This window comes from Alteromonas aestuariivivens (assembly GCF_003367475.1).
Taxonomy (GTDB): domain Bacteria; phylum Pseudomonadota; class Gammaproteobacteria; order Enterobacterales; family Alteromonadaceae; genus Alteromonas; species Alteromonas aestuariivivens.
The window spans coordinates 200,765-216,035 of the sequence record NZ_QRHA01000005.1; the positions used below are offsets into that span (position 1 = coordinate 200,765).

A 15,271-nucleotide genomic window follows, 5' to 3' on the forward strand; every position below is an offset into this window, starting at 1 on the left:
GCTAAAGCCTTAAAAATGTTGCCTACTCCCTTCTCAGATTAAATTTTTTACTATAATTAACAAACACTTAAACCAACACCATCGTCACCAAACAAGATAGTATTAATATTCCGCTAATAATTGTATTATTTTATTACCTTAAAGGGTTGATCAGTGAGCAATTCTTAACCGACAGTTAACAAAAAGGCTCATGCCGGGACAAAAAAAGATGCTTTGTCAGTACCGTGGGGACAAAAAGACAGTGCGGAAATCTGCGGTTGGAAGCCTTTTTTACCACAGCGAAATCCTCATTCAGCCCCAATTATTGCAAGCGTCTAAAGGGTGATGAACAATGCATGACAATCGAATACGGGTCCGACATTGCCAGTCTTATGACACAAATAAGCAAACACTTCCCTTTTCATCGGTGAACAATTTGTTAGAATGGCTTAAAAAATATGTTGTACCTGTTGTGCCAAAAAATACCTTATTTCTCCTGCTAGCCTGCCTGCTTTACATTTCTTCCAGCGCGGGTGCCAGCAGTTCCTCGCTGTTACCCAGCCTGTTTAGCAGCGGGTATCGCTGGCATGACGTTGAAGGTATGAACAATCAAAATATCCGAAATGCAGTATTTGATGAATGGGGAACCTTGTGGATTGCCACTACCAATGGTTTAGCCACCTTCGATGGATTAACCCTTACCCCGATTTCGCAGTCTGATGGCAACGCCCCAATGGGTGAAATCCGGGCCATTCACTGGGTAAACAGTGATGCAGGATACGCCATTGGTCTTAGAGGCATTTGGTATTTCAGCGATGGCAAGTGGCAACCCATTTCAGATGATCTCACTCTGTTCCCGTCAAAATATACGCACCAGATTCTGCACCCTCAGCAGGCCTCGGACGGCTCAGTGTGGTTTTCCGCTGAACGGGAGGTGGTCAGATTGTCCGGCCGTCAGATTCAACGTTTTGCGATTAACCATAGCCGACTGACAAACCTGCTGGTTGATAATAGCGACCGTATCTGGTTGGCCGAAGAACAAACGGGCTCGGTTATCCGCTATCGGTATCAAAACGGTGTGCTTCAGGAGACAAAACAGTGGCCTGAGCTGTTTCCTACAGATCATACCAAATCCATCCCGGGGATTTCCCAATTCGTTACAACACCGGGTGGTGATATCTGGCTGATCAACAGCCTGAGCAATTCCGCTCCATTGAGGCTCTCTGCCACCAGCAAAGAATGGCAAGCCATAACCTTGCCCCAGGTTGTTGGAAGAAATATAAATTTCAGCCTGCTGGCATTAAGCGAGCAGGAATTGCTGATGACTTCCGGCAGTGAAATTTTATACAGCACTGATGGTGGCGATACGTGGGACCGGGTCGATCCCAGCTTGCACACAACAAGTTACAGTATGTACGGAAACCTGTTGAGACTCTCTGCGGATAACCGCCTGCTTATCATAGAACCAACCATCGGTGTGCAAATGTACTCGTTGCCGGTCGACCAGCCGGTTCACTATGCAAACAAACTCTTTCAGTGTGAAGACGCAAAAGGCCGATTACACTTCATCGGGCGGGACAACAGTGTATGGGTTAACACTCCAGCCTCTGAACAATGGAACAGGATCCTTCCCAAGGAAAGCGGTATTGAGCGCCCTCTGAATGTAATGTGCGCCACCAACGGAACTCTGTGGGTAAGCGGCTCTACAAACAACACTGCGGCAATCAGCTATCGCGAAAATGGCGAATGGCACCCGCATAGCTTCCCGGATTTCGGTGAATCCATCCATTACCAGTCCCCCAGGGAAGACCATCAGGGAAGGTTTTATTTTGGCAATAACTACTACTCCAGCCAGACTTTCCCTGATGCCAGAAACCTCATTCGGTTTACCCGCATAAATGGCCGCTACGTTCATGAATACCTGCCCATTTCCTATCCAAAAGTTTCCCGGATAATTCCACTGCACGACGGCAGCCTTGTGCTTGGTGGATTGCAGCTAAGGCATTTATCAGCTCTGGGAATCAAAGATTTTCCTATTCCCTCCACCCAAAATACCACCTGGACTGACGATGTGCTCAAAGTGGGGGATGATCATTTCTGGGTAGCACGCTGGGGGGGCGGTATCAACATTTATGACCAGGGTAACTGGCGCGAAATTGATACCTACAATCTGCTTGGCACCAAAAAAATTGCCAACTTGATCAGCTTAAACAGTGGTGAAATACTGGCGTTGACCGACAAGGGTCTCGCCCAGTACCGGCACAATGAATGGCAAAATCTTACTGCGCTCAATGTGCACGGTGAAAGCCGGGCAACCTCACTGCATCACAGCAGCGATGGCTCTATATGGGTTGGTCACTTTGACCGTAAGTGGTGGGCAATTGGTGGCCAGCTTGACACTGGGGATGATTTTCATACTACCCGGATATGGCCGGACAACGACGCACCTCAAACCAGACTGATGCCTATCGAGAATAAAAACGATGCTGCCGGGCCATTACTGGTCGAATGGAAAGGTATGGATCTCTGGTCCCAGACGTTAAGCAACCAGCTTGAATTCTCCTATCGTTTAAACCGGGAGCCCTGGTCACCTTTTTCCACCGACAATTCCACGATTTTACGCGGACTGCAGGAAGGAGAATACCTTCTTGAAGTGCGGGCACGGGACGGCCACGGAAATATTGACAGCACGCCAGCAAGTGCAAATTTTGAGGTAGTTCCGCCATTTTATCAAACACGCTGGTTTACCCTGCTGATGATATTGACACCGCTTCTGATTGCCTGCCTGTTCTCGTTGCTATTAATGCAGCGACTGCAAACCAGTCGTAAGATTGCCAAAGCTAGGATGCGCTTTCTTACCAATATTTCCCATGAAATTCGTACTCCCCTGACGCTTATCATGGGGCCGCTTGAAAAACAGGTGAAACTGGCAGCGGAAAATTCCACTACGCACAAAGATCTTACCCTCGCACTCAATAATGCCAATCGGCTTTACGAACTGGTTGAGCAGCTACTGGATTACCGTCGGGTCCGGCACGGAAAACACCTCATCAAACCCCAACGTAAAGACCTGGTGGCATTTCTGAAAATGCTCATTGCTCACTTCGAGCATCTGGCGGCAAGCCGCCACCAGCGCATTCGGCTGGTCTGCAATCTGGACCAGTATTATTGCTTTTTTGATCCCGATACGTTCAGCAAGATCCTGGACAATCTGCTGATCAATGCCCTGAAATATTCCGATGAAGGAACTGAAGTTAAAGTCATTACCTATCTACCCGTAGTCACACAGAGTATGTCCCAGCTAAATCCGCCCAGGATAGTGGTGGAAGATCAGGGCATGGGCATCCCGGCAGAAAATCTGGAACAGATTTTTGACCCTTTCTACAGCGGCAATAAAAAGCTGTCGACCAACCTTTCCAGTTTTGGTGTTGGGCTGGCTCTGGTAAAAGAGCTGGTAGAACTGCATGAGGGTAAAATCAGCGTTATCAGCCCAACCGGTAAGAAAAATAACAAACCCATTGGTACCCGATTCGAACTTGTTTTTTCCGGGCTAATGCCGGCGGACTCAGAGAGTAAAATGGATGTTTTTGATCTTACTGCCATACAGAATCCGGATCATGCTGAAACTGAGAATGGCGAAAGTGACAGCACCGATGAAACCCTGGTATTGCTGGTTGACGACCAGCCCGAGTTGAACGACTTTATTGCTGCTGAACTGGCCGGGTACTTTAACGTCATTACCGCCTTCAACGGCGATGAGGGATACCAGTTGGCTGTTCAGCATGTACCCGATGTGGTGATTTCCGATGTGTTGATGCCGGGCGGAATTGATGGCCTGGAACTGTGCTCACGGCTCAAAGACAACCCGGCCACCAGCCACATCCCCGTTATCCTCCAGACGTCGCTGGCGTCCAGGGAAAATCAGCAGGAAGGGCTCGCAATGGGAGCGATTGACTACCTAACCAAACCCGTCTCGATACCCTTGCTGATTAACAAGATCAACAACTATCTCGACCACCGGCGAAAGCTCGCCAGCGTGGTTTCAGGCGGGCTTGCTCATCCCCAACCAAAGAAAAAGGTGATTGAAAAACTGCCTCAGACCAAGTCTCATCTTGAACCTTCTGAACAGAAATTCATTGATAAATTCCAGTATCTGGTTGAAGAAAAATATCAAGATGCCTACTTTACTGCTGAAAGCATCGCCAACGAAATCGGCATGAGCCGAAGTGCGTTTTACCGTAAATTCAAAGCCATAGCGGACCAGTCACCTGCAGAATACATCAAAAATTTCCGCCTACAGAAGGCGATTGTACTTCTTAGTGAGCCGGACTGTGTTATCAACCATATTGCTGAAAAAATTGGTTACACCGAACTCAGCCCGTTCTACCGGGCATTCAAGAAAAAATACGGTTGTACTCCAGCCGAATATCGTAAAACTCACCTCCAGACGGAAAGCGCTTAATCTAACCCGGACACTGCCGAACTCTTGCAGGCGGTGTCCGGGGTTCGTCCGGGCCTTTAGACGAACACTCAATACCGAGCTGCTGGCATTTAGTAATATAATATTAAATAAATGAAAACAGAATGTGAATATTCGTAAAAAACTCACCGACGTGACAGTGATAACCTCCTTCCCATCGCCCCTGAATGCCTTTTTTAAATCACCGTAGAAACCTGCTGAAAGATTTTTAAAGGCTGTCGAGCCTGAAATTAAAGCCGACACCAACCCTATCCCTAACTCTGAACCGGCGGATCAAATTACGCTCAGTCAGTCAGGAATGCTGTGCCAGGGTGGCGTGAGCAGCAAACATCAAACACATCAATGTGCAGGAATACGGATATGCGAAAATCACTTTGTACCTTGCTGGCCCTGGCCAGTTTTATCGCCGCGGCCAACCAGCCGCCGGAAATCACACTGAAGTCCCCCGCCTCTAATGCCGTTATCGGTCGTGGTGGCAATCTGCACATCACAGCCCTGGCCAGCGATCCTGATGGTAGCGTTGTCAGGGTTGACTTTTATGTCAATGACCAATGGGTTGGCAGCGATGACAGCAACCCTTACAGCGCATCAGTCACCGGGTTGCCTGAAGGAAGCGCAAGTGTCCGGCTTGTCGCCACCGATAATCTGGGGGCAACCTCTGAAGTAAGTACTGCAGCATCAACCCCAAGAGTTGGTGAGCTTAACGTGCCCGGCGATCTGTACTTCTACAATCCTGCACCCTATGACTCATTGCTGTTGTATTGGCGTGACACCAATGTCAACGAAATAGGCTATCAGATAGAACAGCGTTTTGAGGATTCCGACTGGGTGGTACTCGCCACCACTGCGGCCGACACCGAAAACTTTGAAGTTAACGCATACGATCGCACCCAGACCCGTGAATTCCGCATCCGTGCGACCAACATTAACCGGGAATCAGAGTACAGCAATGTGGTGCGGATTGTCGGCAGTGAGGATAACCTCGAAGTTTATCCGGAAGTACCCGGTATTCGCACACCAAAAACACTTACGGTTAACGGCATCACGTTTTCAGAATTGCAGGATCAGACCCCTTCTGATCCCAGTCTGGGTAAAGCAACCCGCTTGTCGACTTTTTTCAGGGCGGAAGTCAGACTGGAACAGGGTACAACCCCACTGCTCAATACCCCTGTGTATGAAACCCGCCCCCAATTGCGAAACTATCTCGGCCACGATGATCCGGCCCACACTGGCGGACATCACCCCTATGGCTATGCCAACTATGGCCCTAACAGCGATAAACCCGAACGCACCCTGCACAATAAGCACTGGACCAATATCGATGCCAATCAGGATGTGGTTGTCCGGGTTACCCTGCTTGAAAGTGCAAGCCTGCCGGGAAACATCAACCTGGCCGATCTGGAAATACAGCCTGCGCCACTTGACGTGATTCAGGTGGACGAACGCACGGTAGACATAACCCTGCCCGGAGCACCGGAATTTGCCCGCCATTACCGGGTTGCAATGAACCGCAATGCCTGGTCAGACCGTATCCCCAGAGGTAACGGTAGCGAAGACACCGTAATAGAATCGCCTCTGTTTATTTTCATAAATCCAGTCCATTTAGCTCCCGCCAGCGCACCTGAAAATGAAATCGTTGAATTTGATAATGGCAGTCTGGTGGCATTCGGATCCGGCATCCACCTGCCCAACCCCCACTACCAATTCTTTGGCCCGGGTGAAAACCAATCTGCACGGGAGCTCTATGTCCCCGGCGACGCCTATCTGCATTACGGTTTTCTGATGAAAAACGACGATTACGCCATCCGGCTCTGGGGGCGTGGTATCTACAGTGATGAGATGTTCGACATTTACCGCAATGTTACACAATATGAATGGTCCACACCCACACGCACGCCCTGGGCGGATATGACCGCCATTGAAGGTAACGTTTGGGGGATCACACAAAGCTGGGACACCCATGCATGGCTCCGTGGCAAGTATCAGGCAGAGCCAACTACCATTGAAGGGCTGACCAACATCGGTGCCCGTATGGGCGTAATGTTCCTCGATGGCAATGGCGCCCTTATCAACCACAAAGACGTTGGCTATGGTGGCGGAACGTACCAGTCAGGTGTCAACAGCAAAACCTATTACAACGGTTGTCTGCTTATCAATGATGATGACATCACCTATGTGCATCACGACTACCTTATGGAAAACTCCACCACTTATGTAATGCACAACGGGCCGAGTTTCCAGATTGGCTGGGGGGCCTTCAACTCCCCCAACATCAACACCCATGTGCGCAACCATACCGTACTGTCATCCGACCGTCGGGAGTTGAACTACGGAAAAAACCACGGTGTCTTCGACAGCCGTCTGAACGTGGAACAGCTGAAAAACCACAGTGGTGGACTGTTTGAAGATTTCGAATTCTGGGGTAAGGAAACCATCATTTTCCAAATTCGCATATGGAATGAGAATGCCGCAACACCGGATACCACCAGTATACTGGGCGATATGACGTTTAAAAATTTCACTATTCGTGAGCGTTCCTACAACCCTGAAATCTTGTACGCAGACAGCAACTACGGGCTGAATAAACAGGCCTACTTGCGCTTCCTGCATTTTGACAACCTGGTCATAGAGGGCTATCCGGTTTCCCACATCGATGACGGTAACTACTTTGACTACAACGAAGGTGCATTGCTGCACACCATTACCTTTTTCAGTTTGCCTGATGCCGTGGCAAATCCTGAAGCCGGTAATGCCCCAATGGGTCAATCGGTCACAGTAATGTCTGAAATCAACGGATTACACCTGCAACAGGATACCAGCCTGCCCGCCAGTTTTGGCCCCATTACCGCCAATACAACAGAAGCGCTGGACGGTTTCACCGTTGTGGATGCCGGCAATGGCTACGTAGCACTCAAATCGTCCAACGGCTACTACCTCAAAGCTGACCCAGCACGCTACGGTTATCTCTATACCTTACCGGATACCAGCCGTGGGGATGCAGACACCACAGAAATCACAGAAAACGCCAAATTCGTGTGGGTGGATGTTGGGGAGGACTCCTTCGCCCTGTACTCCAAAGCCATGGGACTGTACGTTCGCGCCGAACAGAATACCGGCCCGAATGCCCCACTCTATGCCGCCAGCGACTCTGTGGGCGCAGCCGAAACATTTACTGTCACCGGCACCATCGAACTGGAGACGCCTGACGAGCCCACAACCATCCGCGTTGAAGCTGAAGACTACAGCGATCAGTTTGGCCTTACCGTTAAACCTGACAACATTGAAGGGATTAAAGACGGCGAGTGGGCTGAATATCAGCTCAACGCCCAAGCCACACACGAAATGACATTCGCAATTAGCGCTGCGGCAGCGGGCACCGGCGGCACCATAGAGGTTTACGCTGACAACATTCTTGTGGGCAGTGTCGATATCAGCAATACCGGTGGATGGAACAACTACAGTGAATTTACTACCACCCTGAACATCGACAACTTGGATATCGGCACCCTGCGATTGGAATTTGTATCCCCGGGCACCGGATTCCTGTTTAACATAGACTGGTTTGAACTTACCCTAATCCCCGATGAGCCAGCCACAGACCCGTTGATTAAGGTTGAAGCGGAAGATTTTACTGAACAGTTCGGTCTGACAATAAAACCAAGTACCATTGAAGGAATTAAAAACGGCGAATGGGCCAGCTATCTGGTGGATTTTGAGACCGGTTCCGAGGTGACGCTCAGGGTGAGTGCTTCCGCGGCTGGCCAGGGTGGCCGGATAAATGTGCTTGCCGACGGCACCTTGGTCGGCACCGTTAACGTCAGCAACACAGGTGGCTGGGGTACCTACCAGACGTTTGAGACAACACTGGATATTCCCTTTCAGACGGTGTCAGAACTGCGTCTTGAGTTTGACTCGGATCACACCGGATTTCTGTTCAATATCGACTGGTTTGAACTGAATATCACTGCCGAGCGTGAGCCCGAGTTCATCAGCCTGCTGGTCGAAGCGGAGCATCTTATCAGCCAGCAAGGTGTAGCGGTGAAAGACACCACTGTTGAGAGTATTAAAGGCGGAGACTGGGCGGAATATCTGTTGAACATTCAGCCCCGCTACGACATTAGCGTAAACGTAAACGCCTCTGCTGCAGGTTTGGGTGGCACCATCAACTTCATTGCCGGCGGGGTGCTCATCGGCAGTGTGGACATAACCAACACCGGAGGCTGGAGTCAGTATCAAACATTCAGCGCTGTGCTGTCTTTTCCGCCGGAGCAAATTGAAACCCTGCAACTGGAGTTTGTAGCACAACACACTGGTTTTCTGTTCAACATCGACTGGTTTGAACTGCAATTTATCGGTATTCCAAGCGCCTGATGTGAATCTTTACCCGTCTGCGCAACCTTCAATTTAGCGGTATGGAGGTTGCGCATTTTTATTCTTCGAACCAGTTGGCAGCTTCTGACTGACGCAACAATAACTTGCCACTGGAAGCCATTCAGGTGGTCGTTTTTTAACCTCACCATCTACCATCCGCGCGGCATTCATGTATAATCCGCCCTCTTTTCGCCTCGGCCCAAAATAGCCGCCAAGGCCAGTTAAACCGCAGTGAGACACCATGACCGTTAAGACTTTCGTACCCAATCAAACCACTACCCTGAACGCCCCGGCCAAAACTCTGGCTGAACAGGCTGAGGTAAGAACCCAGGATGCAAAAAGCGGTGCCGGAAGTCGGATCGGATTTGTCTCGTTGGGCTGCCCCAAAAACCTGGTTGACTCTGAGCGCATTCTGACCCAGCTACGCACTGAAGGCTACGATGTAGTACCAACCTACGACGATGCCGATCTGGTCATCGTCAACACCTGTGGCTTTATCGACTCGGCGGTACAGGAATCGCTGGACACCATCGGCGAAGCATTGAAAGAGAACGGCCGGGTACTGGTAACCGGCTGTCTGGGTATCAAGGAAGACGAAATCCGAGAGGTGCACCCCAATGTGCTCGCTATCACAGGCCCCCATGCCTATGAAGCAGTGGTAGAGCAGGTTCATAACCATCTGCCCAAACCCGAACACAACCCGTTTGAGCACCTGGTACCAAACCACGGCATAAAGCTAACGCCCCGCCACTATGCCTACCTGAAAATTTCAGAAGGCTGCAATCACCGCTGTACCTTTTGCATTATCCCGTCCATGCGCGGCGATTTGGTCAGCCGGTCGGTTGGTGAAATTCTGGATGAAGCTAAGCGCTTGCAGGCAGCCGGGGTTAATGAATTGCTGGTGATTTCGCAGGACACCAGTGCCTACGGTGTTGACGTAAAACACCGTACCGGATTCTGGAACGGCATGCCGGTAAAAACCCATATGCAGCAACTGTGCGACAAACTGGGTGAGATGGGCATGTGGGTGCGCCTGCACTATGTCTACCCCTACCCCCACGTTGATGATCTGATTGAACTGATGGTGGAAGGCAAAATTCTTCCTTACCTTGATATTCCGTTCCAGCATGCCAGCAAACGTATTCTGAAACTGATGAAACGCCCGGGCAGTGCTGATCGCACCATTGAGCGCATACGCAAATGGCGTGAACAGTGCCCTGAACTGATCATCCGCTCTACGTTCATTGTTGGCTTCCCGGGCGAGACCGAGGAGGAATTTGAAGAACTGCTCGACTTCCTGAAAGAAGCGCAACTGGACAGAGTGGGCTGTTTTGCCTATTCCCCGGTTGAAGGCGCCGCGGCCAATGCGTTGCCAGATCCGGTGCCGGAAGAAATCAAGCAGGCACGCCTGGAACGCTTTATGGCTGTACAGAGTGAAATCAGTGCAGCCCGACTGCAACAGCGCATCGGCCAGGAATATCAGGTGGTGATTGACTCGGTAGACAGTGAAGGCGCGGTAGGCCGAACCTACGCAGACGCACCGGAAGTGGATGGCGTTGTGCACCTTAACGGTGTCTATGATGTTAAGCCCGGCGACAGAGTGTGGGCAGAAGTGATCCACGCTGACCAGCACGATGTCTGGGCTGTACTGTCGGAAGATCAGGACGACTAAACCGCCTGAGACTTACCAAGTCTCCTCGACGAATAAGGCCTTCGGGCCTTATTCAGGCTCCTTTATCTCAAACCGGCTCACGGTACTTCGGGTATTATTGGCGCCGCCATCTGCTCCCACTGCCCGGCCCCTGGTGCGAGTGTCAATACTGAATCCAGAACCTGGATACCGCCGTCTTCCGTCGACTTCAGGCCACCGGCCACCACAATGCTACCGCCCAGCAATGCAGGATAGATTTCCTGTACCGGTTGGGGCAACGCTGGCCCCAATACCCAGTGATAGCGTTCAAAAATGTCTGCCGCAAAGCTGGCAGAGATAACCCAGGTCAGCAAAAGGCAGAACGCTCTTACCATGGAAGGACGTCACCGTTGGAATGCACAAACTGGCCACTGCTGCCCAAATCCAGTTCATCTACCCTTTGAACAAGACGCTGTGCAGCGGTATCAGCGTCAATATCGCCGTTGCCGTTAACCATTTCGGTTTGTACAAAACCAGGATGCAACAAGGCCACCGCAATTCCCTGGCTGCGCAAATCGTTGGCCATGGAAACGCCAGCTGCATTCAGCGCGGCCTTCGACATACGGTAACCGTAATAACCACCGGAACCGTTATCCGCCATTGACCCCATTCGGCTAGTGATAAGGCCAATTTTGGCACCACTTTTCAGTTGCCCCAACAACGCCTGCGTTACCAGCAAGGGGCCCATGGCGTTAACCCTGAACTGATAATCGATAGTATTGGGCTGCCAGTCGTCTAAAGACTCCGCTGCCAGCACACCGGCATTGTTGATCAGGATGTCAATTTTGACATCCTTGAGGGGTGAAAGCGCGTCTTTGAGTGTGTCGGGCTGGGAAACGTCCACACCGGATATAACCCTGGCTCCACTGGCGTTGAGTTCATCACTGCTGTTACGGCAGGTAGCGAAAACCTTGTCACCACGGGCAAGATAGGCTTTGACCAGCGCCAGCCCGATACCTCGATTTGCTCCGGTAATAACCACATTCATAACAATTACTCCTGGTTGGTATGATTCAGATGCTCAAGCAGCGCAACCAGATCTTCAGGCGTATCAATACCCACCGGCGGCGGCGCATTGGCCACTTCGACATGAATGGTATCGCCGTACCAAAGTGCGCGTAACTGCTCGAGTGATTCGAGCTGTTCCAGTTGCGACGCAGGGTAGCTGACGTAACGGCGCACATAGCCCGCCCGGTAGCCGTAAAGACCAATATGGCGCAGGTAATGCCGGGGATCCGGGGCCCGGCTTTGATTCATCAGACGATCCCGTTCAAAGGGTATGACAGACCGGGAAAAATACAATGCATGACCCTTTTCGTTCATCACCACTTTAACCACGTTGGGGTTGCTCACTTCCTCCGGATGGTGAATGGGAGTTGCCAGAGTTGTCATCGATACAGAAGGGCGTAACATCAGGTTATGGGCAACCTGGCGAATATTGTCTGCCGGTACAAAGGGTTCGTCTCCCTGCACGTTGACCACCACGCTGTCATCATCAAGGCCGGTAATATCCAGCACTTGTGCAATCCGCTCCGTTCCGGACGTATGGGTACTGTCAGTCATGCAAACCTCAGTGAAACCCTCAGCAACACGGGCGATGCGTTCATCGTCCGTGGCCACGATAATCCGCCCTGCTCCGGCCTCGTTAGCCCGCTCAACAACATGCTGGACCATGGGCTTACCCTGGATGTCAGCCAGGGGCTTGCCCGGAAAACGGGTAGACGCAAAACGCGCCGGTATGACTACGGTAAAAGACATACGCTAACCTATTTCAATGCTTCAATTTCGTCTAGTGTCAACTGGGTAGCCTTTTCTTCGATCAGAACAGGGATACCTTCCCGGACCGGGTAGCTCAGACGGTCAAAGCGACAGATCAGAGCCTGTTGCTGCGGGTTAAACAGTAGCTTTCCTTTACAAACCGGACAGGCAACCACATCCAGTAATTTTTTATCAAACGCCATGAGGCTGTCCTTCTTGTTGATTATTGTAGTGTTCGTATGCCGTAAATACCTGCCGGTAAAACGATGGATTTAACTGGGCTGTCACCGGCAGATACCAGCAATCCTGGTGCGCGAACAGCTGAATTTTTACTGCGTCCTTCTCTGTCATGATCACCGCGCTTCCCGGCAGGTCCTGGGCAGTAAATGAATGATGATCCGCAAACGCCGTGGGGTGTTCAACCGTCAGCCCCAGAGCGTTCAGATGATGAAAAAAACGCTCGGGATTGCCAATTCCCGCAATGGCAGAACATTCGGAATAACGATCCAGAAATTCCGCGACAGAGAGTTTGACAGCCGGATTCCGGACGTTCACCAACTCACTGGATATCAACTGCATAGCATATTGAGGCACCACGACACCCGGCAACGCTGGCTGCGTGGAACCGCTCACATTGTGCACAATGCTATGGACAGTATTCAGCCGCCAGACGCCTTCGCGCAGCGGCCCCATTGGTAACAGGCGTCCATTACCGTAACGGCGCTCATCCATTACCACAATTTCCATATCACGACTAAGAGCATAGTGCTGCAGTCCATCATCACAGATGATCACCTGACACTGGAGTTTACCGGCAAGGTAATCGGCACCGCGCTTGCGAACCGGATCGATGACTACAGGCACACCGGTACGCGCGGCAATCAACTTAGGTTCATCACCGACCAGCTTTGCGCTGTCGGCATCCGTAACCTGGTGAGGAAAGGCGCTTTGTGCGCCGCCATAGCCTCGACTCAGCACCCCCACTTTCACATTTCGGCTGAGAAAAAATTCCACCAGCGCAATCACAAGTGGTGTTTTACCGTTTCCGCCCACGCTGATGTTGCCCACTACCAGAACAAAGGCCTTTGGCTTGCTGCTGTTCAGCAGGCCGCTGCGATAAAGGGCCCGCCTGCAGGCACTGATCAACGCAAAAAGGATTGAAAGCGGCCACAGAAACCACAGCCATGAGGCATTACTGTGCCATGCCTGTTCTATTTTGGTCACGAAGCTTCACCGAACTGCAGAGCATGCAGTTGAGCATAATGGCCTTTTTGTTCGAGCAGAGTCTGGTGTTTGCCCTGCTCGATGATCCGCCCATTATCGATGACAAGAATGCAGTCAGCATTCTCGATGGTAGACAACCTGTGGGCTACCACCACGCTGGTGCGATTTTTCTGCAGTTGCTCCAGAGCATCCTGAATCAGCCGCTCTGACTCCGTATCCAGAGCCGATGTTGCTTCATCAAGTATGAGTATGGGGGCGTCGGTCAGAATGGCACGTGCTATGGCAATCCGCTGGCGCTGGCCACCAGACAACATCAGGCCGTTTTCACCAATCACAGTATCCAGGCCGTCTGGTAGCTGGTGAAGAAATTCGTCAACATGAGCAATGGAGGCCGCCCGTTCGATTTGTTCGCGAGTAACACTGTGCTGAATACCATAAGCTATATTATTGGCAATGGAATCGTTAAACAGGATCACATGTTGCGATACCAGGGCGAACTGCTTGCGCAGCGATTTTAAATCTATCGATTCGAGATTGAGATCATCCAGCGTAATAACACCTTGCTGGGGTGAATAAAAGCGTGTCAGCAATGACGATATGGTTGATTTACCACTCCCGGAGCGACCAACCAGCGCGATTGTCTGTCCCGGCTCAGCGGTAAAACCGATGTGGTTCAATGCGGGGCTGTTCTTGCCAGGGTAGGTAAAGGTCACATCATCAAATCGGATTTTACCTTTGGCGCGTTCAACAACAATACTACCGCTGTCATTCTCATCCGCCTCATCCAGCACCGCAAAAATACTGCTGCAGGCCGCCATGCCTTTCTGGAACTCATTGTTCACCGTTGTCAGTTGCTTAAGCGGTTTCAGCAACATCACCATGCAGAACACCACATTGATGAATACGCCGGCGGTGAGGGTTTCGAGCATTTTGGGTGAGCTGGCGATATACAGCACCACCGCCAGCGCAATCGAGGCGATGACCTGGATTGAAGAGACACTGAGAATCTGGGTTACCGCCAGCTTCATAGTCTGCTGGCGATTGGCGTTGTTTTTCTCAGCGAAACGCTGCTGCTCCATCTCCTGGCCACCAAACATAAGTACCACCTTGTGCCCTTTTACCGCCTGCTCGACCGCGGTGGTAAGGTTACCCATGGCGTGTTGGATATTACGGCTGACTTTGCGAAAGCGTTTGCTGACCACAGAGACAATTACGGCCACGACCGGCCCGATAATCAGAAAGATTAATGAAAGCTGCCAGGAATAATAGAACATTACTGCCAGCAATCCGATAACCAGCGCCCCTTCCCTGACCAGGGTCAGCAGTGCACGCCCGGAGGCATTGGCCACCTGCTCGGTATCAAAGGTCACTTTACTGATCAAATTGCCCACAGAGTGGGTGTCGTGGAAGGTTACCGGTAAATGAATGTATTTGGCGAACAGTTGCTGACGCATGTTCATAACCACCTGGGAGCCAATCCAGGTCAGCGTGTAGGTGCCCAGAAAATTGAACACACCCCGAATGACAAACAGAGGAACGATGGCATAGGCTGCCAGGCGCAGGTATTCATGGTCATTGTTGCCCAGCGATTCATCTATCATCGGTTGCAACTGTGCAAATACGAAAGTATCCACCGCCGAATAGCCGACCATACCCAGTATGGCCGCGAAGAATGGAAATTTGTACGGGCGGAGATATTGAAGAAACCGGCGCATCTGGGTTGCCGAAGGGTCGCTTTGTTGCATGTAATGCCTACATCACCTTATTAG

9 protein-coding genes are annotated in these 15,271 nt (G+C 51.1%); 3 read left to right on the forward strand and 6 right to left on the reverse strand.

Annotation, left to right across the window (positions count from 1 at the left end; all coding sequences use genetic code 11):
- Nucleotides 1-451: 451 nt before the first annotated feature.
- The 3 genes from DXV75_RS08375 to rimO all read left to right on the forward strand — a co-directional run bounded on the left by DXV75_RS08375 (nt 452) and on the right by rimO (nt 10,502).
- Nucleotides 452-4,441, forward strand: a complete 3,990-nt coding sequence (locus tag DXV75_RS08375; RefSeq protein WP_181898387.1) for a helix-turn-helix domain-containing protein — start codon at nt 452-454, stop codon at nt 4,439-4,441.
- Nucleotides 4,442-4,819: 378 nt separating this feature from the next.
- Complete coding sequence (locus DXV75_RS08380) at nt 4,820-8,830, forward strand: carbohydrate-binding protein (protein ID WP_181898388.1); 4,011 nt, start codon at nt 4,820-4,822, stop codon at nt 8,828-8,830.
- Between the two features lie 241 nt (nt 8,831-9,071).
- Nucleotides 9,072-10,502 (forward strand): 30S ribosomal protein S12 methylthiotransferase RimO, encoded by a 1,431-nt coding sequence (gene rimO / locus DXV75_RS08385; protein ID WP_115592957.1) that lies wholly within the window; start codon nt 9,072-9,074, stop codon nt 10,500-10,502.
- 77 nt (nt 10,503-10,579) lie between these two features.
- Here the strand turns inward: rimO and DXV75_RS08390 are convergent, their stop codons facing one another.
- From DXV75_RS08390 to msbA, 6 genes are read right to left on the reverse strand one after another with little or no spacing between them, the layout of a single operon-like run.
- Entirely contained in the window at nt 10,580-10,855 is a 276-nt protein-coding gene (locus tag DXV75_RS08390; RefSeq protein ID WP_115592958.1) for a hypothetical protein, read from the reverse strand.
- Nucleotides 10,849-11,508, reverse strand: a complete 660-nt coding sequence (locus tag DXV75_RS08395; protein ID WP_115592959.1) for an SDR family oxidoreductase — start codon at nt 11,506-11,508, stop codon at nt 10,849-10,851. Before DXV75_RS08395 ends, DXV75_RS08390 begins: the two co-directional genes overlap by 7 nt.
- Nucleotides 11,509-11,513: 5 nt before the next feature.
- Nucleotides 11,514-12,278: a 3-deoxy-manno-octulosonate cytidylyltransferase gene (kdsB, locus tag DXV75_RS08400; RefSeq protein WP_115592960.1), complete on the reverse strand. Its 765-nt coding sequence runs from the start codon at nt 12,276-12,278 to the stop codon at nt 11,514-11,516.
- A gap of 8 nt (nt 12,279-12,286) precedes the next feature.
- Nucleotides 12,287-12,481 (reverse strand): Trm112 family protein, encoded by a 195-nt coding sequence (locus DXV75_RS08405; RefSeq protein ID WP_115592961.1) that lies wholly within the window; start codon nt 12,479-12,481, stop codon nt 12,287-12,289.
- Nucleotides 12,471-13,502, reverse strand: coding sequence for a tetraacyldisaccharide 4'-kinase (lpxK, locus tag DXV75_RS08410; protein ID WP_115592962.1), 1,032 nt, complete (start codon nt 13,500-13,502; stop codon nt 12,471-12,473). Before lpxK ends, DXV75_RS08405 begins: the two co-directional genes overlap by 11 nt.
- A complete protein-coding gene (gene msbA, locus DXV75_RS08415; RefSeq protein ID WP_115592963.1) occupies nt 13,499-15,247 on the reverse strand; it encodes a lipid A export permease/ATP-binding protein MsbA in 1,749 nt (582 codons plus the stop codon). The genes lpxK and msbA overlap by 4 nt, the downstream gene beginning before the upstream one ends.
- Between the last annotated feature and the right edge of the window lie 24 nt (nt 15,248-15,271).

Coding starts and splice junctions, on each gene's coding strand:
- DXV75_RS08380 (WP_181898388.1), top strand. CDS start 4,820: ATGCGAAAATCACTTTGTACCTTGCTGGCCCTGGCCAGTTTTATCGCC.
- rimO (WP_115592957.1), top strand. CDS start 9,072: ATGACCGTTAAGACTTTCGTACCCAATCAAACCACTACCCTGAACGCC.
- DXV75_RS08390 (WP_115592958.1), bottom strand. CDS start 10,855: ATGGTAAGAGCGTTCTGCCTTTTGCTGACCTGGGTTATCTCTGCCAGC.
- DXV75_RS08395 (WP_115592959.1), bottom strand. CDS start 11,508: ATGAATGTGGTTATTACCGGAGCAAATCGAGGTATCGGGCTGGCGCTG.
- kdsB (WP_115592960.1), bottom strand. CDS start 12,278: ATGTCTTTTACCGTAGTCATACCGGCGCGTTTTGCGTCTACCCGTTTT.
- DXV75_RS08405 (WP_115592961.1), bottom strand. CDS start 12,481: ATGGCGTTTGATAAAAAATTACTGGATGTGGTTGCCTGTCCGGTTTGT.
- msbA (WP_115592963.1), bottom strand. CDS start 15,247: ATGCAACAAAGCGACCCTTCGGCAACCCAGATGCGCCGGTTTCTTCAA.